Annotated in this window: 25 protein-coding genes and 1 other RNA gene; 17 read left to right on the forward strand and 9 right to left on the reverse strand. The window is 65.7% G+C overall.

The genetic code is table 11. The features are described 5' to 3' along the window. Positions 1-8: 8 nt before the first annotated feature. From OH705_RS00130 to OH705_RS00145, 4 genes are read right to left on the reverse strand one after another with little or no spacing between them, the layout of a single operon-like run. Positions 9-491 carry a DUF4442 domain-containing protein gene (locus OH705_RS00130; RefSeq protein ID WP_023633020.1) on the reverse strand — a complete coding sequence of 161 codons (483 nt, stop codon included), beginning with the start codon at positions 489-491 and terminating at the stop codon, positions 9-11. Continuing rightward, positions 488-1,687 (reverse strand): 2-octaprenyl-6-methoxyphenyl hydroxylase, encoded by a 1,200-nt coding sequence (ubiH, locus tag OH705_RS00135; protein WP_038707023.1) that lies wholly within the window; start codon positions 1,685-1,687, stop codon positions 488-490. Before ubiH ends, OH705_RS00130 begins: the two co-directional genes overlap by 4 nt. Beyond that, entirely contained in the window at positions 1,684-3,018 is a 1,335-nt protein-coding gene (gene pepP, locus OH705_RS00140) for a Xaa-Pro aminopeptidase (protein ID WP_267300483.1), read from the reverse strand. The genes ubiH and pepP overlap by 4 nt, the downstream gene beginning before the upstream one ends. A 21-nt stretch (positions 3,019-3,039) precedes the next feature. Then, positions 3,040-3,594, reverse strand: coding sequence for a YecA family protein (locus OH705_RS00145; protein WP_038707024.1), 555 nt, complete (start codon positions 3,592-3,594; stop codon positions 3,040-3,042). Between the two features lie 146 nt (positions 3,595-3,740). On the opposite strand from OH705_RS00145, the gene OH705_RS00150 reads away from it, so the two are divergent. The 4 genes from OH705_RS00150 to OH705_RS00165 all read left to right on the forward strand — a co-directional run bounded on the left by OH705_RS00150 (position 3,741) and on the right by OH705_RS00165 (position 5,131). Next, entirely contained in the window at positions 3,741-3,950 is a 210-nt protein-coding gene (locus tag OH705_RS00150) for a TIGR02449 family protein (protein WP_023631616.1), read from the forward strand. Next, entirely contained in the window at positions 3,947-4,264 is a 318-nt protein-coding gene (locus OH705_RS00155; RefSeq protein ID WP_023631617.1) for a cell division protein ZapA, read from the forward strand. The genes OH705_RS00150 and OH705_RS00155 overlap by 4 nt, the downstream gene beginning before the upstream one ends. A 17-nt stretch (positions 4,265-4,281) precedes the next feature. Continuing rightward, positions 4,282-4,461, forward strand: a non-coding RNA gene (gene ssrS, locus OH705_RS00160) — 6S RNA. A 61-nt stretch (positions 4,462-4,522) separates the two neighbouring features. Next, positions 4,523-5,131 (forward strand): 5-formyltetrahydrofolate cyclo-ligase, encoded by a 609-nt coding sequence (locus OH705_RS00165; protein ID WP_038707025.1) that lies wholly within the window; start codon positions 4,523-4,525, stop codon positions 5,129-5,131. Between the two features lie 8 nt (positions 5,132-5,139). On the opposite strand, the gene OH705_RS00170 is transcribed toward OH705_RS00165, so the two are convergent. Beyond that, the gene (locus OH705_RS00170; RefSeq protein WP_011536298.1) at positions 5,140-5,295 is read right to left on the reverse strand and encodes a hypothetical protein; all 156 of its coding nucleotides are present in this window, start codon (positions 5,293-5,295) and stop codon (positions 5,140-5,142) included. 177 nt (positions 5,296-5,472) lie between these two features. On the opposite strand from OH705_RS00170, the gene OH705_RS00175 reads away from it, so the two are divergent. From OH705_RS00175 to OH705_RS00190, 4 genes are all read left to right on the forward strand, one after another. Then, positions 5,473-5,922: an EVE domain-containing protein gene (locus tag OH705_RS00175; protein ID WP_023631740.1), complete on the forward strand. Its 450-nt coding sequence runs from the start codon at positions 5,473-5,475 to the stop codon at positions 5,920-5,922. 93 nt (positions 5,923-6,015) lie between these two features. Then, the gene (locus OH705_RS00180; RefSeq protein WP_110604137.1) at positions 6,016-6,975 is read left to right on the forward strand and encodes an HlyD family secretion protein; all 960 of its coding nucleotides are present in this window, start codon (positions 6,016-6,018) and stop codon (positions 6,973-6,975) included. After that, positions 6,972-9,695: a ribosome-associated ATPase/putative transporter RbbA gene (rbbA, locus tag OH705_RS00185; RefSeq protein WP_267300488.1), complete on the forward strand. Its 2,724-nt coding sequence runs from the start codon at positions 6,972-6,974 to the stop codon at positions 9,693-9,695. Before OH705_RS00180 ends, rbbA begins: the two co-directional genes overlap by 4 nt. Position 9,696: 1 nt before the next feature. After that, on the forward strand, positions 9,697-10,806 hold the full coding sequence (locus tag OH705_RS00190; protein WP_038707028.1) for an ABC transporter permease: 1,110 nt from the start codon (positions 9,697-9,699) through the stop codon (positions 10,804-10,806). Here OH705_RS00190 and OH705_RS00195 read toward each other — a convergent pair whose 3' ends face one another. Then, the gene (locus tag OH705_RS00195; protein ID WP_094010940.1) at positions 10,807-11,208 is read right to left on the reverse strand and encodes a flagellar basal body-associated protein FliL; all 402 of its coding nucleotides are present in this window, start codon (positions 11,206-11,208) and stop codon (positions 10,807-10,809) included. A 157-nt stretch (positions 11,209-11,365) separates the two neighbouring features. On the opposite strand from OH705_RS00195, the gene OH705_RS00200 reads away from it, so the two are divergent. From OH705_RS00200 to OH705_RS00230, 7 genes are all read left to right on the forward strand, one after another. Beyond that, complete coding sequence (locus OH705_RS00200) at positions 11,366-12,346, forward strand: NADPH:quinone oxidoreductase family protein (protein ID WP_038707029.1); 981 nt, start codon at positions 11,366-11,368, stop codon at positions 12,344-12,346. A gap of 250 nt (positions 12,347-12,596) precedes the next feature. Then, positions 12,597-13,838 (forward strand): SfnB family sulfur acquisition oxidoreductase, encoded by a 1,242-nt coding sequence (locus OH705_RS00205; RefSeq protein ID WP_267300492.1) that lies wholly within the window; start codon positions 12,597-12,599, stop codon positions 13,836-13,838. Positions 13,839-13,920: 82 nt separating this feature from the next. Then, complete coding sequence (locus OH705_RS00210; RefSeq protein ID WP_263159796.1) at positions 13,921-15,102, forward strand: SfnB family sulfur acquisition oxidoreductase; 1,182 nt, start codon at positions 13,921-13,923, stop codon at positions 15,100-15,102. Then, positions 15,102-16,493 carry an LLM class flavin-dependent oxidoreductase gene (locus OH705_RS00215; protein ID WP_267300495.1) on the forward strand — a complete coding sequence of 464 codons (1,392 nt, stop codon included), beginning with the start codon at positions 15,102-15,104 and terminating at the stop codon, positions 16,491-16,493. The genes OH705_RS00210 and OH705_RS00215 overlap by 1 nt, the downstream gene beginning before the upstream one ends. Further along, positions 16,486-17,286 carry a MetQ/NlpA family ABC transporter substrate-binding protein gene (locus OH705_RS00220; RefSeq protein ID WP_267300496.1) on the forward strand — a complete coding sequence of 267 codons (801 nt, stop codon included), beginning with the start codon at positions 16,486-16,488 and terminating at the stop codon, positions 17,284-17,286. Before OH705_RS00215 ends, OH705_RS00220 begins: the two co-directional genes overlap by 8 nt. A gap of 1 nt (position 17,287) precedes the next feature. After that, the gene (locus tag OH705_RS00225) at positions 17,288-18,397 is read left to right on the forward strand and encodes a methionine ABC transporter ATP-binding protein (protein ID WP_267300498.1); all 1,110 of its coding nucleotides are present in this window, start codon (positions 17,288-17,290) and stop codon (positions 18,395-18,397) included. Then, positions 18,387-19,031: a methionine ABC transporter permease gene (locus tag OH705_RS00230; protein ID WP_023632119.1), complete on the forward strand. Its 645-nt coding sequence runs from the start codon at positions 18,387-18,389 to the stop codon at positions 19,029-19,031. The genes OH705_RS00225 and OH705_RS00230 overlap by 11 nt, the downstream gene beginning before the upstream one ends. Positions 19,032-19,061: 30 nt before the next feature. Here the strand turns inward: OH705_RS00230 and dibA are convergent, their stop codons facing one another. Continuing rightward, on the reverse strand, positions 19,062-20,957 hold the full coding sequence (gene dibA / locus OH705_RS00235; protein WP_031316111.1) for a phosphodiesterase DibA: 1,896 nt from the start codon (positions 20,955-20,957) through the stop codon (positions 19,062-19,064). A gap of 150 nt (positions 20,958-21,107) precedes the next feature. Here dibA and desA point away from each other — a divergent pair, with 150 nt between their 5' ends. Both desA and OH705_RS00245 read left to right on the forward strand, forming a co-directional pair. Next, complete coding sequence (gene desA / locus OH705_RS00240; RefSeq protein ID WP_023632117.1) at positions 21,108-22,292, forward strand: delta-9 fatty acid desaturase DesA; 1,185 nt, start codon at positions 21,108-21,110, stop codon at positions 22,290-22,292. A gap of 140 nt (positions 22,293-22,432) precedes the next feature. After that, positions 22,433-23,422: a GGDEF domain-containing protein gene (locus OH705_RS00245; protein ID WP_023632116.1), complete on the forward strand. Its 990-nt coding sequence runs from the start codon at positions 22,433-22,435 to the stop codon at positions 23,420-23,422. Positions 23,423-23,465: 43 nt separating this feature from the next. On the opposite strand, the gene OH705_RS00250 is transcribed toward OH705_RS00245, so the two are convergent. Together OH705_RS00250 and gabT are read right to left on the reverse strand one after the other, a co-directional pair. After that, positions 23,466-24,791 carry a response regulator gene (locus OH705_RS00250; RefSeq protein WP_023632115.1) on the reverse strand — a complete coding sequence of 442 codons (1,326 nt, stop codon included), beginning with the start codon at positions 24,789-24,791 and terminating at the stop codon, positions 23,466-23,468. 137 nt (positions 24,792-24,928) lie between these two features. Continuing rightward, positions 24,929-26,206 carry a 4-aminobutyrate--2-oxoglutarate transaminase gene (gene gabT, locus OH705_RS00255; protein ID WP_094010935.1) on the reverse strand — a complete coding sequence of 426 codons (1,278 nt, stop codon included), beginning with the start codon at positions 26,204-26,206 and terminating at the stop codon, positions 24,929-24,931. Between the last annotated feature and the right edge of the window lie 16 nt (positions 26,207-26,222).

Consider the following 26,222-nt stretch of genomic DNA (forward strand, 5'->3'; position numbering starts at 1 on the left):
TCCATGCCTTACGCCTGCCTCGCTTGCGGCTTGAGCCGCACGTATAAAGTTTTGTCGACCCGCGCCACCAGCTCGCCGGCGCCATCGCGGATCTCCACCTGCAACCGCGGCAGGTACTTCTTGCCGCTGGCGGTCTGCTGGCGAATCTCGTCCAGCAGCGCGTCGTCGACGTGGAATTCGGCATACACCGGGCCCTTGCCCGGCGATATGAAATCGATGGAGGCAGCTTTGTCCCAGACGATGTACTCGCGCCCCAGCTGCTCGATCAGCAGCAGCATGTAGAACGGGTCGACCATCGCGTACAGGCTGCCACCGAACTGGGTGCCGACGTAGTTGCGATTCCACCGCGTCAGCTTCATGCGCACCTTGACGCTGCGCATGTCCGGGCTGATTTCCTGGATGTGGATGCCGGCGCCCAGGTAGGGCGGGTAGAAGTTCAGCAACCAGCGCAGCATCCGCGCTCGCCGTGCGAGCCGGCGCGCAGCGCTCATGGGCGGCCCCGCGGATCGGGGCGAGTACCGAGGCCCATGGCCTGGCGGGCGAACCAGCTTTTCGCCGGCGGCAGCAAGTCCAACCCGAGCAGGCCGATGTTGCGCCCGGCCGCCAGCAGCGGCTGGCTGCTGCCGAACACACGGGTGACCTGATCGGAGAAGCCGATGGTCAAGGCCTGGTCGAGGCGCTGGCGCTGGTGATAGCCCTGTAGCGTGGGCAGATCGCCCGGCAGCGCCGGGCCGGCCAGCAAGGCGTCCGCCAGCGACTGCACATCGCGCAGCGACAGGTTGAAGCCTTGGCCTGCGATCGGGTGCAGGCTGTGGGCAGCATTGCCCAGCACCACCAGGTGCGGGCGCACCTGCTCCTCGGCCTCCACCAGCGACAGCGGATAGAGATGACGGGCACCGACCTGGCGCAGGGCGCCGAGGCGGTAGCCGAATGCTTCCTGCAGTTCGCGCAGGAAGCTGCGCTCGTCGAGCTCGGCCAGGCGCTTGGCATCCATGCCCTGGCGGGTCCAGACCAGCGCGCAGCGGTTGTCTGCCAGCGGCAGCAGGGCCATCGGCCCTTGCTCGGTGAAGCGCTCGAACGCCTGCCCGGCATGGGCCTCGCCTGGGGTGATGTTGGCGATCAGCGCGCTCTGGTCATACGGCGTGTGGCGCACATGGATGCCCAACTGCTCGCGCAGGCCCGAACGGCCACCATCGGCCAGCACCGCCAGGTCGCACTCCAACACGGTGTCGTCGTCCAGCTGCAACCGATAGCCACCGGCGATGGCCTGCATCGCCTGCACTTGCGCTGGGCAGCGCCAGCTGACCACCTCGTTGTCGATGGCCTGCCACAGGCACTGGCCGAGCCAGGCGTTCTCCACCACATAGCCGAGCGCCGGCACGCCTTCCTCCAGCGCATCCAGGCGCGTGGCGCCGAAGCGGCCACGGTCGGACACCTGGATCTGCCGGATCGGCTCGGCGCGGCGGCTGATGGCCTGCCACAGCCCCAGCCGCTCATAGATCTGCCGGGTGCCGTAGGACAGCGCCGAAGAACGCGCGTCGTAGCTGGGCTGGAAGCTGTCGCCCGGTGCAAACGGCTCGATCAGCAGGATCGTCCAGCCACGCGCCTTGGCTGCGGCCTGCAGCGTGAGGGCCAGGCTGGCGCCCACCAGGCCGCCACCGATGATCGCCAGGTTGACCCGGTTCATGCGGCGTTCTTACGCGCTTCGTGCATCAGCGCCTCGATCTCGGCGACCGTGCGTGGCACACCCGAAGTGAGGATTTCACAGCCTTGTCTGGTTACCACCACGTCGTCCTCGATCCTTACGCCGATGCCGCGCCATTTCTTCGCCACGGCCTGGTTGTCGGGCGCGATATAGATGCCCGGTTCGACCGTCAACGCCATGCCCGGCTCGAGCACGCGCCACTGGCCACCGACCTTGTATTCGCCCACATCGTGCACGTCCATGCCCAGCCAGTGCCCGGCGCGGTGCATGTAGAAGGCACGGTAGGCCTCGCTGTCGATCAGCGCCTGTACCTCGCCCTTGAGCAGGCCCAGCGCCACCAGCCCTTCGGTGATCACCCGCACGGTCGCCTCGTGGGCATGGTTCCAGTGCTTGCCCGGGGCGATCTCGGCGAACGCCGCAGCTTGGGCCGCGAGCACCAGCTCGTAGATGGCTTTCTGCTCGGGCGAGAAGCGCCCACTGACCGGGAAGGTGCGAGTGATGTCGCTGGCGTAGCAGTCGATCTCGCAACCGGCGTCGATCAGCACCAGGTCACCGTCCTTGAGCGGCGCATCATTCTGCTGGTAGTGCAGGATGCAGCCATTGCGCCCGGCGGCGACGATCGAGCCGTAGGCCGGCATCTTCGCCCCGCCCTTGCGGAACTCGTAGTCCAGCTCGGCTTCCAGGCTGTACTCGTACAGCCCAGCGCGGCAGGCCTGCATGGCGCGCACATGGGCACGGGCGGAGATCGCCGCGGCCTCGCGCATGACCTTCACTTCCGCCGCCGATTTATACAGGCGCATGTCGTGCAGCAGATGATCCAGGGCAACGAACTCGTTCGGCGGCTGAGCGCCCAGGCGGGCCTTGGAGCGAATCACATTGATCCACTCCATCAGCCGGCGGTCGAATTCGGCATTGCCGCCCATGTTGCTGTAGACCCGCTCGCGGCCCTCGATCAGGCCCGGCAGGATCTCGTCGATATCACTGATGGGGAAGGCGTCGTCGGCGCCGAAATCACGCACCGCGCCTTCCTGGCCGGCCCGCAGGCCATCCCACTGCTCGCGCTCGGGATTGCGCTCGCGGCAGAACAGCACGTACTCGCCATGCTCGCGGCCCGGGATCAGCGCGATCACAGCCTCCGGCTCGGGGAAACCGCTCAGGTACTGGAAATCGCTGTCCTGACGATAGACATGCTCGACGTCGCGATTGCGGATGGCAACTGCGGCGGCGGGCAGGATGGCGATGCTGTTGGGGACCATCTGCGCCATCAGCGCCTTGCGCCGACGGGCGTACTCCGCCTTGGGTATGTGGCTCATGGGCAAACGACCCCGATCAGATCAGTGCAGCGATGGCTTTGGCGCGGGCGCTTCGGGCTTGGCCAGCTCGGTGTACAGCAGCAGCGGGGCGACGCGCAGGTACTCCATGACTTCCATGTAGTCGCTTTCGCCGTCCTCGGATTCTTCCAGCGCTTCCTGGACCTGCGAAATGGCCACCAGGTCCTGGAGCACTTCCTTGGCATCGGTGGACAAGTCCTTGCCACCGGCGTTCAGGCCGAAACCGGTGATGAAGCCCTGGCACCACTGGCCCAGCGCGGTGGCGCGGTCGCTGAGTGCGGCATCATCGGAAGGCAGCAGCAGGACGATGGCGACGTCGTCGCCGGTCAGCTCGGCCTTGACCATCTCTTGCAGGCCGACCAGGGCGTTGCGGACAGTGTCACCGGGCTCGGTCTCGAGCAGTTGGGCGGCGTCGGCCAGCCAGGCATCGGCATCGAAACCGGCGCCGGCGCAGCTGCGGCCGATCAGCAGACCGTGCAGCTCGGCGGGGGTGACTGGGTGGCCATTGCTCGAAAGCAACATGGCGAAGGCAATGTAGGGCGATTGGGTATTGGGCATGGGCAGCTAGGCGCCAGACGGCGCAATGACTAGAATGGAGACCTTGTATCCTAGCACCGGCAGGCGCGCCAAGACCATCGGCACTGGCCGTCGCGCCCTTGGGGCAGGCATGATCGCCAGGCGAGTCAAGGAATCGAGTGCAATCCATGCAAGAGAACGACCTGCAAGCGCTGATGAGCCGGTTCGAGTTGCTGATCGAACGGGTCGAGCAACTAAAGCGGCAAAACGCACTCTTAGTAGCTCAGGAACGATCCTGGCGCGAGGAGCGCGCCCACCTGATCGAAAAGAACGAGATCGCCAAACGCAAGATCGAATCGATGATCCTGCGCCTCAAGGCCCTGGAGCAAGACTCATGAGTTCAAGCAATAGCGTCACCGTCCAGATCCTCGACAAGGAATACTCGATCATCTGCCCGCCCGAGGAGCGCAACAACCTGGTCGGTGCCGCCCGCTACCTGGATGGCAAGATGCGCGAGATCCGCAGCAGCGGCAAGGTGATCGGCGCCGACCGTATCGCGGTGATGGCCGCGCTGAACATCACCCACGAGCTGCTGCACCGCCAGGAACGCCCCGAAGTGGCCAGCGGCGGCACCACCCGCGAACAGGTGCGTGACCTGCTGGAACGGGTCGACCAGGCCCTCTCCGACGATCCGGTTAGCAAAAGCGACTGAGATTGGTATACTGGCGCCACTCCCTGGGGGATGCGCCAGTCGGTTATGTCCCTGAGCCGATACGCACAACCACGGGGGTTGCACGCTGGGGCAGGTGTGCATGTCCGCCCGACGGAAAGCCTTAACGCCCCCTGCAATCTCCACCTTGAACTTTCGGGTTCAAGGGCTACACCGATAGCGGTCTTGTCGGGGAGCCTGCTTTCAGAACTGCCCGCCTTCCACGGCGGGCTTTTCGTTTCTTCAGGGATCGCCCGTGCCATGACCGACACCGCGCCGCTTACCCGCCCCCAGCTTCGCCGCCTCCTGCGCAATGCCCGCCGCGCCCTCACACCCGCCCAGCAACGCCAGGCCGCCGAAGGCCTCTATCGCCAGTTGGCGCAGCATCCACTGTTCCGCCGCGCCCGGCATATCGCCCTGTACCTGCCCAATGATGGCGAGATCGACCCGCGCCTGCTGCTGCGCGAGGCGCACAGGCGCGGCAAGCACGTCTACCTGCCTGTGTTGCACGCCTGGCCCGCCACACGCATGGTGTTCCAGCGTTTCGAGCCAGGGGAAAAGCTGCGACCCAACCGCTTCGGCATCGCCGAACCTGTAGTCGAGCGCAAACGCCAAAGGCCGATCTGGGCGCTGGACCTGATCCTGCTGCCGCTGGTCGGTTTCGATGAGATGGGGGGGCGCCTAGGCATGGGCGGGGGCTTCTATGACCGCAGCCTGGCCTATCAGGGCCGGCGCAAGGCCTGGAAAAAACCATTGCTGCTGGGGCTGGCGCATGAATGCCAGAAGGTGGAGCGGCTCAACCAGGCAAGCTGGGATGTACCGTTGCAAGGCACGGTGTCAGACCGTGGTTGGTACTTGGCAGCGAAGTGAACCCACGATCAGCGGTGCTGTTGCTGCGCCGGATCGACGGGCGCCTGCTGATAGGCGGCATCGAGCTTGCGCTCCCACAAACCTTGCGCGTAACCGGTGGTGACCACGCCCAGGCCGAAGATGAAGGCCAGGATCCAGAGCAGGTCCGGTTTACGTTGTTTCATTGATTGCCCCCCCAAGAACAACTGTCCAGGCTCGGCGGCTTTCTTGATGGCTGCCGGAGCGTATAGCTTAAAATCGGCGCATTTTCCGACAACATGAGTCGCTAGGCAAACGTTGACGCCAACCGACTGTCGGTTTCATGCAACGAGTTATTTCAAACTCTTTCAGGAGCAGCATCCATGGCCTACTGGCTGATGAAATCCGAGCCCGACGAGCTCTCCATCGAAGCCTTGGCACGCCTGGGCAGTGCCCGTTGGGACGGGGTACGCAACTACCAGGCGCGCAATTTCCTGCGGGCCATGAGCATAGGCGACGAGTTCTTCTTCTACCACTCCAGCTGCCCGCAACCAGGGATCGCCGGCATTGCCCGGATCAGCGCCGCGGCCTACCCGGACCCGACCGCCCTCGACCCGCAAAGCCACTACCACGATGCCAAGGCCAGCGCCGAGAAGAACCCGTGGAGCGCGGTGGATGTCGAGCATGTGCAGACCTTCCGCCAGGTACTCGGCCTGGGCCTGCTCAAGCAGCAGGCGGCACTGGAGGAACTGCCACTGGTGCAAAAGGGCAGCCGCCTGTCGGTGATGCCGGTGACCGCAGAACAATGGGCGGCGATCCTCGCGCTGAGCTGATTGTGCGTCTATTGTCAGGGGTTTGACCAATATCAACGCGCCAGGATGCGCGTCGCGCCAGGATAAGGCGTGCAAGCCGCAGGATGCAGACCGATGAATCGAAAAGCCCCCAGAATCTTCGCCTCCGCCTTGGTGTTGCTGCTATTGGCGGCCGGCGGGCTGGGTTACTGGAAGTCCCTTCACGACCGCCTGCCCGAAGGCCTGAGCATGGGTAACGGGCGCCTCGAATCCACCGAAGTGCAGATCGCCAGCAAGGTCCCCGGGCGCCTGGCCGAGGTGCTGGTCGATGAAGGCGACAAGGTCACCCGCGGCCAACTGCTCGCGCGCATCGATACCCGCACGATGGAGGCCCAGCGCAGCCAGGCCGAGGCCGAAGTGCTGCGCGCCCGCGAGAACTACGCCGCCGCCCAGGCCAGCGTGCAACTGCGCCAGAGCGAACTGCTGCTGGCCAGCCAGGAGCTCAAGCGGGTGCGCGAAATCTACCAGCGCAAGTTCGCCAGCCAGCAACTGCTCGACCAGCAGCAGGCCCGCTATGACACCGCCACCTCTGCCGTGGTCGCCGCCCGCGCCCAGCTGGCGGCGATCAAGGCCGCCATCGGCGCGGCCGAAGCCCAGGTCGCCCAGCTCACCAGCGAAATCGACGACAGCAGCCTGCGTGCCCCCATCGACGGCATCATCCAGCTGCGCCTGGCCGAGCCTGGCGAGGTGCTCGGTGCCGGTGGCCGGGTGCTGATGCTGATCGACCCCAGCGACCAGTACATGAATCTCTACCTGCCCGCCGCCACCACCGGCCGGCTGACCGTAGGCGACCAGGCGCGGATCGTGCTCGACGCCCTGCCCGAGCAGGCCCTACCGGCGAAGATCGCCTTTGTCGCGGCCAAGGCGCAGTTCACCCCGAAACAGGTCGAGACCCGTGACGAACGGCAAAAGCTGGTGTTCCGGGTCAAGCTGCGCCTGACCGAACCGAGCGCCGTGCCCCAGGCCAAGCCGGGCATGCCCGGCGCCGGTTATGTGCGCACCGCCGACGTGGGCTGGCCGGCCAGTCTGCAATGAACGCGGCGACAGCGCTGCAGGCCGACGGCGTCAGCCACTGCTATGGCGATCTGCAGGCCCTGTACCCTCTCGCGTTCTGCCTTCCGGCCGGCACCCGCTGCGGCCTGATCGGCCCGGATGGCGCCGGCAAGTCGACCCTGCTCGGGCTGATTGCCGGGGTCAAGCGCCTGCAACAGGGTGAGTTGCATGTGCTCGGCGGCTCGATCCGCCACCGTCGCCACCGCACCGCGCTGTACCCCAAGGTCGCGTTCATGCCCCAGGGCCTGGGCAACAACCTGTACCCGGAGCTGTCAATCCGCGAGAACATCCGCTTCTTTGCCACCCTGTTCGGCCTCGGCCGCGCTGAGTGCGAGCAACGCATGGCCAGCCTGCTGCGCGCCACCGACCTGGAACGTTTCGCCGAGCGGCCGGCCGGCAAGCTGTCCGGCGGCATGAAGCAGAAGCTGGGGTTGTGCTGCGCGCTGATCCACGAGCCGGACCTGCTGATTCTTGACGAGCCGACCACCGGCGTCGACCCGCTGTCACGGCGGCGTTTCTGGGAACTGGTCGAGCAAGTGCGCGCCCAGCGCCCGCAACTGACCCTGCTGGTGGCCACCGCCTACATGGAGGAAGCCGAGCAGTTCGAGCACTGCCTGATGCTTGATGCCGGTCGCCTGCTGGCTGCAGGCCTGAGCCGTGAGCTGGCTGCGACCACGCCCAGTGGTAAGCTCGACGATGCCTTCACCCACTTCCAGGGCGCCGGCCGAGAGCAAACCGAGCCGCTGCGCATTCCACCACGCCAGGCCGACGACGGGCCGATCGCCATCGAGGCCCACGATCTGACCTTGCGCTTCGGCGACTTCACCGCGGTGAACAAGGTCAGCTTCGCCATCGGTCGCGGCGAAATTTTCGGCTTCCTCGGTTCCAACGGCTGCGGCAAGACCACCACCATGAAGGTGCTCACCGGGCTGATGCCGGCCAGCGAAGGCAGCGCCAGCCTGCTTGGCCGCCCGGTGGATGCCGGCGACCTGGCCACGCGCAAGCGGGTCGGCTTCATGTCCCAGAGTTATTCCCTGTACGGCGAGCTGAGCGCCCGGCAGAACCTCGAGCTGCATGCTCGCCTGTTCGACCTGGCCAAGGCCGACAGCGCACCGCGCATCGCCGAACTCATCGAGCGCTTCGACCTTGGCGCCATCGCCGACCAGCCTTCCGGCGCCCTGCCCCTGGGCCTGCGCCAACGCCTGTCGCTGGCCGTGGCGGTGCTGCACCGCCCGGAAGTGCTGATCCTCGATGAACCAACCTCGGGCGTCGACCCGGCGGCCCGCGACGACTTCTGGCGGCTGCTGGTGGAGTTGTCCCGCGAGCAGGGCGTGACCATCTTCCTGTCCACCCACTTCATGAACGAAGCCCTGCGCTGCGACCGTATCTCGCTGATGCACGCCGGCCGGGTGCTGGCCTGCGACACACCGCAGGCCCTGCAAATCCAGTTCGGCGGCGACACCCTGGAAGACGCCTTCGTGCGTTGCCTCGAACAGGCCCAGGACGCGCCCACCCAGGCCCAAGCCGACGCCACGCTGGAGCAGGCCGCTGCCCCAGCGCCCGCTCTGCGCCAGGCCTTCAGTCTGCGCCGCCTGCTGGCCGTAGCCAGCCGCGAAGGCAAAGAGCTGCTGCGCGACAAGGTGCGCCTGGCCTTCGCCCTGGCAGGGGCATTGTTCATGATGGTGATCTTCGGCTATGGCATCTCGCTGGATGTGGAAAACCTCGCCTTCGCCGTCTATGACCAGGACCAGAGCCCGCAGAGCCGCGCCTACCTGGAGGCCTTCCGTGGCTCGCGCTATTTCGCCGAGCGGCCGCCGATCCGCGATGCCCGCCAGCTGCACCAGCGCTTGCAGCGCTCGGAGATCAAGCTGGCCCTGGAGATCCCTCCGGGCTTTGGCCGCGACCTGCATGCAGGGCGCCAGCCGGTGGTTGCGGCCTGGCTTGACGGTGGCATGCCGTTTCGCGCCGAGACCAGCCGCAACTATGTCGAGGCCGTGCACCAGGCCAACCTTGAACAGCTCGCGGCCCTCGGCCCGAACCCAGTCTCGCGCCAGCAACCGGTGCGCCTGGAAACGCGCTTTCGCTACAACCAGGACGTGGTCAGCGTGAACGCCATCGGCCCCGGCGTCATGGCACTGATCCTGGCCTTCATCCCGGCCATGCTCACCGCGCTGGGCATCGTGCGGGAAAAGGAGCTGGGCTCGATCACCAACTTCTACGCAACGCCCCTGACCCGCCTGGAGTTCCTGCTCGGCAAGCAGGCGCCGTACCTCGCGGTGAGCCTGGTCAACCTGGCGCTGCTGGTGGCGATGAACCGCTGGCTGTTCGGCGTGCCGCTCAAGGGCAGCCCGCTGGCCCTGGCCTGCGGCGGCCTGGCCTACCTGCTGGCGACCACCAGCCTGGGCCTGCTGATCTCGGCGTTCACCCGCACGCAGATCGCCGCGATCCTCGGCACCCTGATCATCACCAGCCTGCCAACCATCCAGTTCTCCGGGCTGATCGTGCCGCGCTCGTCGCTGGAGGGCGCGGCGGCGCTGATGGGCCAGCTGTTCCCTGCCGGCTACTTCCTCGACATCGCCGTCGGCACCTTCACCAAGGCCCTGGGCCTGCACGAGCTGTGGCCGCAGTGCCTGGCGCTGCTGGGCTTCTTCGCCGCCTTCACCGGGCTGAGCCTGATCATGCTGAAAAAGCAGGAGGCCTGAAATGAGCCGGCTCTCCCACACCTTGCGCCTGGGCCTGAAGGAACTCACCAGCCTGCGCCATGACAGCGTGTTGCTGCTGTTCCTGCTGTACGCGTTCAGCGTGGCGATCTACATGCCTGCCGCAGGTTCGGTAATAGGCGTGCACAACGCCAGTGTCGCAGTGGTCGACGAAGACCACGGCGCCATCTCGCGCAAGCTCGCCGAGTCGCTGCAACCGCCCGAATTCCAGCCCGCCGTGGCACTGCCGGCCGATCGCCTGGATCAGGCCATGGACAGCGGCCAGTACACCTTCGTGATCAACGTGCCGGTAAATTTCCAGGCCGACCTGCTGGCCGGGCGCTCACCGGAGCTGCAGGTCAACGTCGATGCCACGGCCATGAGCCAGGCCTTCATGGGCGCGGGCTACATCGGGCGGATCTTCGAACGCGAGCTGCTCGAATACGCAGGCCGCAGCACCAGCAGCCCGGCACTGCTCAATCCCAAGGCGCTGTTCAACCCCAACCTCGAAGGCGGCTGGTTCCTGGCGGTGATCCAGATCGTCAACAACATCACCATCCTGGCCATCATCCTAACCGGTACCGCATTGCTGCGCGAACGCGAGCACGGCACCCTCGACCACCTGCTGGTGCTGCCGCTGACGGCACTGGAAATCATGCTGGCGAAAATCGCCAGCAACGCCCTGGTGGTGGTGGCCTGTACCTGGATATCGCTGGAAGTGGTGGTCAAGGGCGCCCTGGGCGTGCCGCTGGCGGGCTCGATGGGGTTGTTCCTGGGGGTGACTGCGCTGTACCTGTTCGCCAGCACGGCACTGGGCATCTTCCTCGCCACCCTGGCGCGCTCGACACCGCAGTTCGGCCTGCTGGCGATCCCGGTGATCATCCCGATGCTGCTGCTGTCGGGGGGCAGCACACCGCTGGACAGCATGCCGCAGTGGCTGCAGTGGGTCATGCAGGGCTCGCCCTCGACCCACTTCGTCAGCCTCGGCGCGGCGATCCTGTTCCGCGACGCCGGGCTGAGCGTGGTGTGGCCGGACGTCGCGGCGCTGGCCGCGATCGGCCTGGTGTTCTTCGGGGTGGCCCTGGCGCGCTTTCGCCGCAGCCTCGCCGCCTGATCACTGCACGATCAGGTTGTTGAACAGCAGGTCCTCGACGATCGGCTTGCCCTCTTCGGACTCCATCACCTGCTGCACCTGTTTCAAGGCTTCCTGGCGCAGCTTTTCCTTGGCTTCGACGTTGCTCATGTTGTCCACGCCCTGCTGGGTGAACAGCGCCACCAGCTGGTTGCGGATCAGCGGTTCGTGGTGCTTGACCGCCGTGGCGGCGGCATCCCCGGTCACGCGCAGGGCGACGTCGGCCTTGTACACGCGCAGCTTGGGGCCGCCGTCGAGGGCGTAGTTGCCAACGAAGGGCGGGCTGAGGTTGATATAGGCGACCTTGGGCTCGCCTTCCTTTTCCTCGGCCATGGCCACCACCGGCAGCATCAGGGCCAGCACCATCAAGATCCACGCTTTCACGAATTCGCTCCTCAATACAGTTGCCGCCAGCTTACCCAGCGCGCCGGCCAAACCCAAGCCCGGGCTTATGCCAGCTCATCAGGGCCGACCATGCTCGTTGACCCTAGGGGTGGCCCTCCTACACTTATCGGCCACCACACGCAAAGGAATAGCCCTGATGAAAGCCTTGTTGTGCAAAGCCCTGGGCCCGGCGCGGGACCTGGTCCTGGAAGAGGTCGCCAGCCCCGTGCCAAAGAAGAACGAGATACTCCTCGACGTGCACGCCGCAGGGGTCAACTTCCCCGACACCCTGATCATCGAGGGCAAGTACCAGTTCAAGCCACCGTTGCCGTTCTCGCCGGGGGCGGAAGCTGCCGGCGTGGTGGCCGCGGTCGGCGAGAAGGCCGGTGCGTTCAAGGTCGGCGACCGGGTCATGGCCCTGACCGGCTGGGGCGCTTTCGCCGAGCAAGTGGCGGTGCCGTTCTACAACGTGCTGCCGATCCCGGCGGGCATGGACTTCACCACTGCCGCCGCGTTCGGCATGACCTACGGCACCTCGATGCACGCCCTCACCCAACGCGGCCAACTCAAGGCCGGTGAAACCCTGCTGGTGCTCGGTGCCTCAGGTGGCGTCGGCCTGGCAGCGGTGGAAATCGGCAAGGCCCTCGGGGCACGGGTGATTGCGGCGGCCAGCAGTGCCGAGAAGCTGGCGATCGCCAAGGCGGCCGGGGCCGACGAGCTGGTCGACTACAGCCAGGCCAGCCTCAAGGACGAGATCAAGCGCCTGACCGGCGGCCAGGGCGTGGATGTGATCTACGATCCGGTCGGTGGCGAGTTGTTCGACCAGGCTGTACGGGGGCTGGCGTGGAACGGCCGGTTGCTGGTGGTGGGGTTCGCCAGTGGGACGATCCCGCAGTTGCCGGTGAACCTGGCGCTGCTCAAGGGCGCGGCGGTGGTCGGGGTGTTCTGGGGCGCCTTTGCCCAGCGCCAGCCGGAGGACAACGCCGCCAACTTCCGCCAACTGTTCGCCTGGCATGCCGAGGGCAAGCTGAAACCGCTGGTATCGCAGACCTACGCGCTGGCCGAGGGCGGCACCGCGATCGAACGTCTGGCGCAACGCCAGGCAGCGGGCAAGCTGGTGGTAACGGTTCAGCGCTGACCTTTCTGCCCTGTCACTGGCTTACGGTGATAGGGCCGACCCCACAGTTCTTCTATTCATATTCCTAAATGGTAGTTCATAAACTTTTTCTAAACGAATAGGGTATATCGACCGGACCACCGGACCAGCAAACGTCTGTCGCCATCAGCTGAGGCGACGCTTTCAACTTTGTGAGGTTAGGAATGGTCAGGATCACAATCACCCCAGTGCATAACGCCAGGGCATTGAGTGCAGCCAAGGAGCGGTACTGATGTCCAGCCAACCAACTACCCGATTCCACAGCGATCACGACAGCTCGCCGCTGCTGCTGCCGGCCAAGGTGCTGCGCAACGACGAAGAGGCCCTGCAGGCCGCCCGCGAACTGGCCGAGGTGGCCCGCCAGCAGGCCGCCAAACGTGACCAGCAGCGCAAGCTGCCATGGGCCGAGATCGAACAGTTCACCCGCAGCGGCCTGGGCAGCATCAGCGTGCCCAAGGCCTTCGGCGGTCCCGAGGTGTCGTTCCAAACCATCGCCGAAGTGTTCCGCCTGATCAGTGCCGCCGACCCGGCGCTGGGGCAGATTCCGCAGAACCAGTTCGGCATCCTGCAACTGGTGCGCCTTACCGCCACCCAGGCGCAGCAGGAAGCGATCTTCCGCACCGTGCTCGACGGCTGGCGCATCGGCAATGCCGGCCCCGAGCGCGGGACCAAGGACACCCTGACACTCAAGGCGCGCATTACCCGCGAGGGCGACGGCTATCGCATCAGTGGCGAGAAGTTCTATTCCACCGGTGCCCTGTACGCCCACTGGGTAGCGGTAAAAGCCCTGGACGATGACGGCCGGCAACGCCTGGCCTTTGTCCGTCGCGGCAGCCCGGGGCTGCGCATCGTCGATGACTGGTCCGGCTTCGGCCAGCGCACCACCGCCAGCGGCACCGTGCTGCTCGACCAGGTGCCGGTGGACGCCGACCTGGTGCTGGACAACTGGCGCCTGCGTGAAGAGCCCAGCATCCAGGGCGCCGCCTCGCAGCTGATCCAGGCGGCCATCGACGCCGGCATCGCCGAAGCGGCCATCGAGGACACGATCCAGTTCGTGCGGGAGAAGTCCCGGCCCTGGATCGAGGCCAAGGTCGAACGCAACAGCGACGATCCCTATGTGATCGCCGATATCGGCCGCCTGAAGCTCGAACTGCACGCCGCCGAGGCCCTGCTGCGCAAGGCCGCCAGGGTGCTCGACGAAGTGAACGCCGGCGTGATCGATGCCGCCGCCGCGGCCCGTGCCTCGATTGCCGTGGCCGAAGCCAAGGTGCTCACCACCGAGATCTCGCTGCAGGCCAGCGAGAAACTGTTCGAGCTGGCCGGCAGCCGCGCCAGCCTGGCCGAGTTCAACCTCGACCGGCACTGGCGCAACGCCCGGGTCCACACCCTGCACGACCCGGTGCGCTGGAAGTACCACGCCGTCGGCGCCTACCACCTCAACGGCACCCTGCCTGCCCGCCATTCCTGGATCTGATATCGGCCCGTCCCGGGGCAAGCCCGCTCCCATGCGTTCGCGTGAGGGCGGGCGTGCTCCGCGATGGGACCTGGAGAGCACAATGACTGCATCCATCATAACCACCGACGCCCAGGCCCTGGCCGTCGCCGACGAACTCGCCCACTACCTGCGCGAAGACAGCGCCCTGCGCGACCGCGAGCGCCGTCTGCCCCATGCCGAACTCGAACGTTTCGTGCAGTCCGGCCTGTGGGGCATCAGCGTGCCCAAGGCCTTTGGCGGCGCCGGCGTGTCCAGCGCCACCCTGGCCAAGGTCATCGCCCGCATCGCCCAGGCCGACGCCTCGCTCGGGCAGATCCCGCAGAACCACTTCTACGCCCTGGAAGTGCTGCGGGTGAACGGCGGCCCCGAACAACAGCAACGCCTCTACGCCGAAGTCCTCGCTGGCCGGCGCTTCGGCAACGCGCTGGCCGAGCTCGGCACGAAGAACGCCCACGAGCGCACCACCCGCCTGAGCCGCGACGGCGACCATTACCGCATCGATGGCCGCAAGTTCTACTGCACCGGCGCGATCTACGCCCAGCGCATCCCGACCCTGGTGATCGACGAGCAGGGCGTATCGCACCTGGCCTTCGTGCCCGCCGACAGCCAGGGCATCGAGGTGATTGATGACTGGAGTGGCTTTGGCCAGCGCACCACCGGCAGCGGCTCGGTAGTGTTCAACCATGTGCCGGTCCGCGCCGAAGACGTGGTGCCGTTCCAGAGCGCCTTCGAGCGCCCGACCACGGTCGGCCCGCTGGCGCAGATCCTCCATGCCGCGATCGACACCGGTATCGCCCGCGCCGCCTACGAGGACGCCCTGCACTTCGTGCGTACCCGCAGCCGACCTTGGATCGACTCCGGCCTCGACAAGGCCAGCGACGACCCGCTCACCTTGAAGAGCTTCGGTCATCTGGCAATCCGCCTGCATGCCACCGAGGCCCTGCTCGAACGCGCGGGTGAAATCCTCGACATCGCCCAGGCCGACAGCAACGCCGAGACCCTGGCCGCCGCCTCGATTGCCGTCGCCGAGGCCCGGGCGATCAGCACCGAGATCTCCCTGGCCGCCGGCACCACCCTGTTCGAGCTGGCCGGCAGCCAGGCCACCCTGGCCGAGCACAACCTCGACCGCCACTGGCGCAACGCCCGGGTGCACACCCTGCACGACCCGGTACGCTGGAAGTACCACGCCATCGGCAACTACTACCTCAACGACGAGAAACCGCCGCGCCGAGGGACCATCTGATGGCCAAGCAGATCCTGCTCAATGCCTTCAACATGAACTGCATCGGGCACATCAACCACGGTTTGTGGACCCACCCGCGGGACACTTCGACCCAGTACAAGACCCTCGACTACTGGACCGACCTCGCCCGCCTGCTGGAGCGGGGGCTGTTCGACGGGCTGTTCATCGCCGATATCGTCGGCACCTACGATGTCTATGGCCAGTCGCTGGACGTGACGCTGAAGGAGTCGATCCAGCTGCCGGTCAACGACCCGCTGCTGCTGGTCTCGGCCATGGCCGCTGTTACCAGGCATCTGGGCTTTGGCCTCACCGCCAACCTGACCTATGAAGCGCCTTACCTGTTCGCCCGGCGCCTCTCCACTCTCGATCACCTGAGCAACGGCCGGGTCGGCTGGAACATCGTCACCGGCTACCTCGACAGTGCAGCCCGGGCCATGGGGCTGGAACAGCAACCCGAGCACGATCGCCGCTACGACCAGGCCGACGAGTACCTGCAGGTGCTGTACAAGCTGCTCGAAGGCAGTTGGGCCGACGATGCCGTGGTCGCCAACCGCGCGCAGCGCGTGTATGCGCGACCGGACAGGGTGCGCAAGGTCGAGCACCATGGCGAGTTCTACAAGGTCGAAGGCTATCACCTGTGCGAGCCTTCGCCACAGCGCACACCGGTACTGTTCCAGGCCGGCAGTTCGGCGCGCGGTTTGGCCTTTGCCGGCAACCATGCCGAGTGCGTGTTCATCAGCGGCCAGGAAAAGGCCGCCACCCGCGCCCAGGTCGACAAGGTGCGCGCAGCTGCGCAAGCCGCTGGTCGCGACCCGCAGGCGGTCAAGGTATTCATGGGCATCACCGTAATCGTTGCCGCAACAGAAGACCAAGCCCACGCCCTGCACGCCGAGTACCTGCATTACGCCAGCGCCGAGGCAGGTGTTGCGCATTTCGCCAGCTCCACCGGTATCGATTTCTCACGCTACGAACTGGACGAACCCATCGGTTTCGCCAAGGGCAATGCCATCCAGTCCGCCACCCGCCAATTGCAGGACAGCGCCTGGACCCGCCGCCGCCTGCTGGAGCAGCACGCCTTGGGCGGCCGCTACGTGACCCTGGTCGGCGACCCCGGGCAGGTGGCCGAGCAACTGATCGGCTGGCTCGACGACACCGGCCTGGACGGCTTCAACCTGACCCGCACCGTCACCCCGGAAAGCTTCGAGGCCTTCATCGACCTGGTAGTACCCGAACTGCAACGCCGTGGCCGCTACAAGACTGGCTACGCCGAAGGCACCCTGCGCGAGAAGCTGTTCGCCAGCGACCATCCGCACTTGCCCGCCGACCATCCCGGATCCTCCTACCGCAACACCCCCACCCCTGCCCCGACTGGAGCCCTGCACCATGCTTGAAAAACTGTTCCGGCCCGTCGCGGCCATTGCCCTGGGTTTCGGCCTGTCCGCCGCCGCCTTCGCCGCGCAGCCACTGAAGATCGGCACCACCGCCGCCTTCGCCATCCCGTTGGAAGCTGCGGTGGCAGAAGCCCAAAAACAAGGTCTGGAAGTGAAGCTGATCGAATTCAGCGACTGGATCGCGCCGAATGTCAGCCTCAACAGCGGCGACATCGACGTGAACTACTTCCAGCACATCCCCTTCCTGGAAAACGCCAAGGCCGCCGCCGGTTTCAACCTGGTCCCCTATGCACCGGGGATCATCAACAACGTTGGGCTGTATTCGAAAAAGTACAAAAGCTTTGCCGAGCTGCCCGTAGGCGCCAGCGTGGCCATCGCCAACGACCCGATCAACAGCGGCCGTGGCCTGCAACTGCTGGCCAAGGCCGGCCTGATCACCCTCAAGCAGGGCGTGGGCTACAAGGCCACCGAGGACGACATCATCGCCAACCCGAAGAAGATCAAAATTCTCCAGGTAGAAGCGGTGCAGCTGGTGCGCGCCTATGACGACGCCGACCTGGTGCAGGGCTACCCGGCGTACATCCGCCTGGCCAACACCTTTGATGCCACCTCGGCGCTGCTGTTCGACGGCCTGGAGAACAAAGAGTACGTGATCCAGTTCGTTATCCGCCCACAGGAGAAAAACGACCCGCGCCTGGCCAAGTTCGTCGATATCTACCAACACTCGCCGGTCGTGCGCGCCGCCCTCGACAAGGCCCACGGCAAGCTCTACCAGGCCGGCTGGGAAGGCTGACATGGCCCAGGCCAGCGCCCTGAGGGCGCCCATCCCGCCCGCCGAACCGTTCAAGGCCGAGGAAACGGCCCTGCGCCCTGAAGTAAACCAGGCGCACATCCGCTTCATCGGCCTGGGCAAGACCTATCCGGGCCAGGTCCAGCCGGCGTTGCAGGGCATCGACCTGAACATCCGCCGCGGCGAAATATTCGGCATCATCGGCCGCAGCGGTGCCGGCAAGTCTTCGCTGCTGCGCACCATCAACCGCCTGGAACAGCCCAGCCAGGGCCGGGTGCTGATCGACCAGGTGGATATCGCGCCGTTCGACGAGGACCGCCTGGTCGCCTTGCGCCGGCGCATCGGCATGATCTTCCAGCACTTCAACCTGATGTCGGCCAAGACCGTGTGGGAGAACGTCGAGCTACCGTTGAAGGTGGCCGGCGTGGCCAAGGCCGAACGCCAGCGCAAGGTCCGAGAGCTGCTGGAACTCGTCGGCCTGGCGGAAAAGCACCATGTCTACCCCGCGCAACTGTCGGGCGGGCAGAAGCAGCGCATCGGCATCGCCCGGGCGCTGGTGCATGACCCCGAGATCCTGCTGTGCGACGAAGCCACCTCCGCGCTGGACCCGGAAACCACTGCCTCGATCCTCGAGCTGCTGCGCGACATCAACCAACGCCTGGGCCTGACCGTGGTGCTGATCACCCACGAGATGGCGGTGATCCGCGATATCTGCCAGCGCGTGGTGGTGCTCGAACGGGGCGAAATCGTCGAACAGGGCGAGGTCTGGCAAGTGTTCGGCACACCGCGCCACGACGTCACCCGCACCCTGCTCGCACCGCTGCAGACCAAGCTGCCGGCCGCCTTGCAAGCCAGCCTGCGTGCCCAGCCGGTCAGCCGCGACGCGGCCGTGGTGCTCAAGCTCGACCTGGTGGGCGAGCCGGAACTGAGCGCCCTGTTCAGCGATCTGGGCGGACGCGTGCGGCTGCTCCAGGGCGGCGTCGAGACCATCGGCGAGCATGCCTTGGGGCAACTGATCCTGGCCGTGCGCGGCTCGCCGCTGGACACCCACCAGTTGCTCGAACGCGCCCGCCGCTGGGCCGTAGATGTGGAGGTACTTGGCCATGTGGATTGATCGCCTGCTGCAAGGCTTGCTCGACACCCTGCTGATGGTCGGCGTGTCCTCGCTGGTCGCGCTGGTCGTCGGGGTACCGATGGCAGTGCTGCTGGTCACCAGCGACAAGGGCGGAATCTTCGAGGCCGCCGCGCTGAACCGGGTGCTGGGCGCCATCGTCAACCTGTTCCGCTCGATCCCGTTCCTGATCCTGATGGTCGCGCTGATCCCCTTCACCCGCCTGGTGGTCGGCACCACCTATGGCGTGTGGGCCGCCGTGGTGCCGCTGACCATCGCCGCCACGCCGTTCTTCGCGCGCATCGCCGAGGTCAGCCTGCGCGAGGTGGACCACGGCCTGATCGAAGCGGCACAGGCCATGGGCTGCCGACGCTGGCACATCGTCTGGCACGTGCTGCTGCCCGAGGCGCTGCCGGGGATCGTCGGCGGCTTCACCATCACCCTGGTGACGCTGATCAACTCTTCGGCCATGGCCGGGGCGATCGGTGCCGGAGGCCTGGGGGATATCGCCTATCGCTACGGCTACCAGCGCTTCGACAGCCAGATCATGCTGACCGTGATCGTGATGCTGGTGGCGCTGGTGGCGGTGATCCAGCTGGGCGGGGACCGTTTGGCCAAAGGTTTGAACAAGCGTTGAGCCTATCGCGGGGCTTGCCCCGCGATGCTGTCAGCCCCAGTGCAGCTCCGCCGCCGGCACCGGCCGCCCGAACCAGTACCCCTGCCCCAGCTGGCATTGCTGCTCCAGCAGGAACCGCGCCTGCTCAGCCTGCTCGACGCCTTCGGCGTGCACCTGCATGCCCATGCTCCGCGCCAGTGCGATGATCACCCGCACGATGGCGATGTCATCTTCGTCATGGGGCAAACCCGCGACGAAACCTTGGTCGATCTTCAGCTTCTGCACGGGCATGCGCTTGAGTCGCAGCAATGACGAGTAACCCGTGCCGAAATCGTCGATGGCCAAGGTCACGCCCAGCTCGCGCAGTCGATGCAGCTGTTCCAGGGCGACCTCGGGGTCTTCCATCACCGCGCTCTCTGTCACTTCGAGCTCGAGCAGCGACGGATCCAGCCCGGTATCGTGCAGCGCATTGGCCACCTGTCGGTACAGGTCACGCTGGCTGAACAGGCGACTGGAGATATTCACCGCCACGAACGCCAGCTGCCGCCCTTCGGCCTGCCACCGCATCATCTGCCGGCACGCCTGGCACAACACCCAGGCGTCGATTTCGGCAATCATCCCGGTACGCTCGGCGATGGGAATGAACTCCCCGGGAGGAACCAGGCCACGCACAGGGTGTTGCCAGCGCACCAGCGCCTCGACGCCGATCATCCGCGCGGTGAACAGGTCGTGCACCGGCTGGAAGAACACCCGCAGTTCCTGCTGCTCGAGCGCCCGGCGCAATTCACCGGCGGTCTCGACCCGCTGCTGGGCATGGGCGGTAAGCTCCTCGGTGTAAAGCGCGTAGCAGGCGCGGCCATTGCTCTTGGCCTTGAACAGCGCCGAATCGGCGTTGCGCAGCAGTTGCTCGGCGCTCAGGGCATCGTTGGGGAACAGGCTGATGCCGATGCTGGCACTGATGAACAGGCGGTTACCCTCGAAGCAGAACGGTTCTTTCAAGCGTTCGATGATCGATTGCGCCAACTTGCCGGCCTGGCCGACCTGCTGGCAGCTCTCGGCCAGCACGCCGAACTCGTCGCCCCCCAGGCGCGCCAGGGTCACGCCGTTGCCCAGCACCTCCCGCAGGCGTTCGCCAACCAGCTTGAGCAGTTGGTCGCCAATGGTGTGGCCGAGGCCATCGTTGATGCTCTGGAAGTGGTCGAGGTCGAGCAGCAGCAAGGCGCAGCCACGCTTGTTGGCCTGCGCCGCGGCCATCGCCTGCATGGCGCGATCATTGAACAGCAGGCGGTTGGGCAGGCCGGTCAGCGGGTCGTGATGGACAAGGTAGGCCAGCTCTTGCTCGGTGTGCTTGATCACGCTGATGTCGCTGAACACCGCGACGTAATGGCTGAGTTCACCACTGTCGTCACGAATGGCACAGATCGTCTGCCATTGGGGGTAGATCTCCCCGCTTTTACGGCGGTTCCAGATTTCTCCGCTCCATTCGCCCTGCTCCGCCAGCGCGGCATAGATCTGCTGGTAGAACGGCGCGCCATGCCGCCCGGACTTGAACTTGCTCGGACGCTGACCGATGACTTCTTCCTGCTGGTAGCCGGTGATACGCATGAACGCCCGGTTGACGTGCACGATCAGGCCGTTGCGATCGGTCACCAGCACCCCTTCCAGGGTGCTGTCGAACACCGCCGCGGCCATGCGCAGGCGTTCGCGGTCCTCGCTGCGCAGGCGGGCGCCGATGCCGATGAAATCGAGCAGGCGCGCGCGGGAAACGAAGATCAGCGCGGCACTGAGCAAGACCCAGAGCACGACATTGATCTGCCGCCCCACGGCCAGGGCCAGCGGGTCCTCGGTCATGCCGTGCAGGACCAGCTCGGACAGCGCCAGCCAGAGAATCGAAAGCAACACGTAAAGCCCGGCCATGCGCAAGGCGTCGCGAACGGAAACAGACATGTCGGGTGGATGAGCCCATGGTAAAAGAAGGGGCATTATAGGGGCTGAAACACCCTGTGACTTCCTATCCAAAAGCGCGACTGGTTTTATTTCCCCATCAAAGGATAATGCCTGCGTTGTTCCGCCTGTTTTCCGAGGGTATTTCCCGTTATGTGGTATTACGGTCTGCTCGACCTGTCGGCCTGGCAACTGGTCGCCGTCACCTTGCTGATGACCCATGTGACCATCGTCAGCGTCACCATCTACCTGCACCGCTACTCGGCCCACCGCGCCCTGGAGCTGAACGCGGGCCTCAAGCATTTCTTCCGTTTCTGGCTGTGGCTTACCACGGCGCAGAACACCCGCGAGTGGACCGCCATCCACCGCAAGCACCACGCCAAGTGCGAAACCCCCGACGACCCGCACAGCCCTGTACACAAGGGCCTGGGCACCGTGCTGCGCAAGGGCGCCGAGCTGTACCGGGAAGAAGCGCGCAACGAGGAGACGCTGCGCATATATGGCAAGAACTGCCCGGACGACTGGATCGAGCGCAACCTCTACACCCGCTACAAGCTCGGCGGCATCGCGCTGATGGCAGTCATCGACCTGCTGCTGTTCGGCACCATCGGCATCACCATCTGGGCGATCCAGATGATGTGGATCCCGTTCTGGGCCGCCGGCGTGGTCAACGGCCTGGGCCATGCCGTGGGCTATCGCAACTTCGAATGCCGCGACGCCGCCACCAACCTGGTGCCGTGGGGCATCATCATTGGCGGCGAGGAGCTGCACAATAACCACCACACCTATCCCAACTCGGCGAAGCTCTCGGTCCGCCGCTGGGAATTCGACATGGGCTGGATGTGGATCCGCCTGCTGAGCATGCTGCGCCTGGCCAAGGTGCAACGCGTGGCGCCCATTGCCCACCGAGTGGAGGGCAAGGCATCGCTGGACATGGACACTGCCATGGCCATCCTCAACAACCGCTTCCAGATCATGGCCCAGTACCGCAAGCTGGTGATCGGGCCACTGGTCAAGCAGGAGCTGGACAAGGTCGATACTTCGGTACGCCGCCGCTTCCGCCGTGCCAAGCGCCTGCTCTCGCGGGAAACCAGCCTGCTGCAGGATCGCCACCACGTACGCATCGAGTCGCTGCTGGCCCACAGCCAGGCACTCAAGACCATCTACGAAAAGCGCCTGGCGCTGCAGCAGATCTGGGCGCGCACCAGCGCCAACGGCCACGACATGCTCGCCGCCATGAAGGATTGGGTACACGAGGCCGAGGCCAGTGGCATCCAGTCGCTGCGTGACTTCGCCGCCCAGCTCAAGACTTACTCGCTGCGCCCCAACGGCGCCTGAGCACCGTTGATCGGCATGCCCCGCAATGGGGCGTGCCGACCGGAACTTACCCCCCTGCAATCGACTCAAATCCGGCATATCGCCCGCGTGGCGGGCCGGACCGTGGCCGCACGCCCATCGTCGAGAACCGTTCCGTGCTCATGGCCAAAGATCTCCCACCCACCTCTACCGGCACCCCGCGCCCCGAAGCTGCTCAAACCCTGCTCGCCCTGTTGCACGCTCAAGGCGAAGTGGCCCGTCTAAGCGAGCGCGAGCAGCTGTACAGCTCGCTGCTCGACAGTGTCAACGCCGTCCTCTGGGCCTTCGACTGGGAAACCCGCCAGGTGCTCTACGTCAGCCCCGCCTACGAACGCATCTTCGGTCGCCCGGCCAGCCTGGTGCTGGCCGACTACAACGAATGGCGCGACGCCATCTACCCGGATGACCTGGAGTACGCCGAGCGCAGCCTGGCCCAGGTGCTGGTCAAGGGCACCGTCGAGGACCGCGAGTACCGCATCCTCAACGCCGCCGGCGAGGTGCGCTGGCTTAGCGACAAGTGCTATATCAACCAGCAGCGCGAGGGCGACCAGCGGGTGATCATCGTCGGCATAGCCGAGGACATCACCGAGAAGAAGCAGCTCGAAGGTGAGTTGCAGCGGCTGGCCACCACCGACGTGCTCACCCAGAGCAGCAACCGCAGGCATTTCTTCGAGTGCGCCCAGCAGGCCTTCGACAGCGCCCGCGCGGACGGCACGCCGATGGCCTTCCTGCTGCTGGACATCGATGATTTCAAGCACATCAACGACAGCTATGGTCATCAGGAAGGCGACCACGTGCTACAGCGCATCGCCGACAGCGGCAAGGCCGTGCTACGCCGGGGCGATCAGTTCGGGCGCATAGGGGGAGAGGAATTCGCCGCCGTGTTCCCCGGCTGCACCGCTCAGGTGGCCGAACAGATTGCCGAGCGGCTGCAGCGGGAAATCCAGCGATTGAGTTTCAGCCATGACGACCAGACCTATGGCGTGACCATCAGCCAAGGGCTCACCGGATTGACAGACGAAGACGAGACTCTGGACAGCCTGTTCGCCCGCGCCGATGCGGCGATGTACCGAGCCAAGCGCCAGGGCAAGAATCAGATCGTTCGCGGATGATCCCTGCCTGTGAAACCTGGAAGATGCTGGGTTTCCTGCCCTCTCAGAGCGGCTTTTCCTCGCCATCGCCTCCGCTAGCCGGGGCAATGGGAGCGACCTCCGGTCCGCTTTCGGCAGTTTCCGCCACCAGACGCTCAGCCTCCTCCCGCGCCAGCGCTTCCTGATCCACCTTGCGCAGCCGCGACAACTCCGGCAACCCCAGCTTGAGCAACCGCGCCGTCTTGCTGCTGGCGATCTTCTCCAGCCCCTCGCTGGGCCTGAGTCGCGACAGTTGCCCGGCCAGGTTCATCGCCAGGATCTCCCGGGAATAGACACCGCCACCCAGCTGATACACCGCGGCGATCAGCTCGCGCAGGTCGAGCGGCAAGCGCCAGCGGGTGCGCAGGGCCGAACCGAACGGTGCGCCGAACTCGTTGAGCGACAGCTCCACCTGGTCCTCGTCCAGCTCGCCACCGGCCAGTCGCCACTCCTGCAAGGTGCGCAGTACCGCCAGGTCGCCCAGGCAATGCAATAAACCCGCGCAGTAGCAACGCCCTTCGTCCACTTCGAGCATGCGCGCCAGGGTGCGTGCGTAGTCGGCGGCATGCAGCGACAGATTCCAGTAGCGCGCGGCATGCCGCGCCAACAAGGGGTCACTCAACCTCGCGCTGCGCTTGAGCGTGAGCCCGAGGATCAGGTTCATGCTCTGGGTGCTGCCAAGCTTGTTCAGCGCCTGCAGCAAGGTCTGCACCGGCGCTTCGCGGTGCAGGGCGGCGCTGTTGGCGGCAGCGATGAGTACGCCGGTGATCTGCGGGTCGTTGCGTACCTCTTCCTCGAGTACCTTGAGGTTGAGGCCATCGGGGTTGAGGGCTCGCTTGATCGCCACCTGCACATCGGCGAACAGCGGGCCGCCATCGGCGCTGGCGCGGCGTTGCTCGAGGTAGGCCGGCAGTTGCACGCCGGGCTGCAGCGGCGGCACCGGGCAGGCAATCTGCTCGCCCACCTCCAGCAGCAGGTTTTCCAGGCGCTTGCGCAGGTTGTCCAGGTCGAGCGGTTTGCTGAGGTATGCCGTGGGCTGCAGTGGCACGGCCTCGCGCACGCTGGCGCTATCAGTGCGATCGCTCATGAGGATAAATGGCAATCCAGGCCTGTCGCCCTTGGCGCGCACCTTGCGCAGCAGGTCGAGGCCATCGAGGCCGGCGAGTTCGCGGGCGGCAATGATCAGGTCAGGCTTGCTCGCCAGCGCGCTCAGCGCCTGCGAGCCATCTGCGCAAACCTGCAAGCGCGCATCGCAGCGCACGCTGAGCAGCATTTCGCTAAGCATGTCGCGTACCCAGGGGTCACCCTCGGCAATCAGCACGCAAGGGGGCAGGGGGTCGGCAGCGCTCATGAGCGAGTCTCCAGAAAATGACGCGCGATCCATCGCAGCTTCCACGAATTCCTCTTACAACCTTAGCGCCTGATGCCTACGAACGGCACAAAAAAACCCGCCGAGGCGGGTTTTTTTTCTGAAACGCGTCACATATTTCAGGCCAGTTCGGCGAAGCACTCTTCGATGATGGCCAGGCCTTTGTCCAGCAGGGCATCTTCGGCGGTCAGCGGTACCAGGATACGCAGGACGTTACCGTAGGTGCCGCAGGACAGCAGGATCAGGCCTTTGTCACGCGCCTTGGCGACCACCTGGGCAACGGCGGCAGCGTTCGGGGTGTGGGTGCCTTTCTCGAAGACTTCTACGGCAATCATCGAGCCCAGACCACGGACATCGCCAATGATCGAGTGTTTCTTCTGGATTTCACGCAGGCCGGCGGTCAGGCGCTCGCCAACGGCCTTGCTGCGATCCAGCAGCTTCTCTTCCTCGAACACTTCGATCACCGCCAAGGCCGCGGCGCAAGCGATCGGCGAACCGGCGTAGGTGCCGCCCAGGCCGCCCGGGGCGATTGCGTCCATGTACTCGGCCTTGCCGCACACACCGGCCAGCGGGAAGCCGCCGGCGATGGACTTGGCGAAGGTGGTCAGGTCAGGCGCGACGCCCATCTGCTCCATGGCGAAGAAGGTGCCGGTACGGCCAGCGCCGGTCTGCACTTCGTCAGCGATCAGCAGGATGCCGTGCTGGTCGCACAGGGCGCGCAGGCGCTGCATCAGTTCTTTCGGCGCAGGCAGGAAGCCGCCTTCGCCTTGTACCGGCTCGAGGATGATCGCGGCGATATCACGCGGCTCGGCGTCGTTCTTGAAGATGCGCTCGACCGAAGCGATGGCGTCGTCAACGCTGACACCGTGCAGCTCGCTCGGGAACAGGGCGCGGAAGATGCCGCCTGGCATCAGGCCCATGCCGGCGGAGTACGGCACGACCTTGCCGGTCAGGCCCAGGGTCATCATGGTACGGCCGTGGTAGCCGCCGGTGAAGGCGATCACGCCGGCACGGCCGGTGGCGGCACGGGCGATCTTCACGGCGTTTTCAACGGCTTCGGAGCCGGTGGTGACCAGCAGGGTCTTCTTGTCGAAGTTGCCTGGTACCAGCTTGTTGATCTTCTCGCACAGCTCGACGTAAGGCTCGTAGGCCAGCACCTGGAAGCAGGTGTGGCTGACCTTGGTCAGCTGCTCTTGCACGGCCGCGACCACTTTCGGGTGCAGGTGGCCGGTGTTCAGTACGGCGATGCCGCCGGCGAAGTCGATCAGTTCGCGGCCTTCAACGTCGATCACCGTCGAGTTCTTCGCGGTATCGACGAAGATCGGGTGGATCTGGCCAACGCCACGTGGGACGGCGGCGACACGACGTTGCATCAGGGATTCGTTGGTCTTGCTCATAGTGCCCTCAATTGCG

Origin of the sequence: Pseudomonas sp. BJa3 (assembly GCF_026343815.1) — a bacterium.
Classification (GTDB): Bacteria; Pseudomonadota; Gammaproteobacteria; order Pseudomonadales; family Pseudomonadaceae; genus Aquipseudomonas; species Aquipseudomonas soli.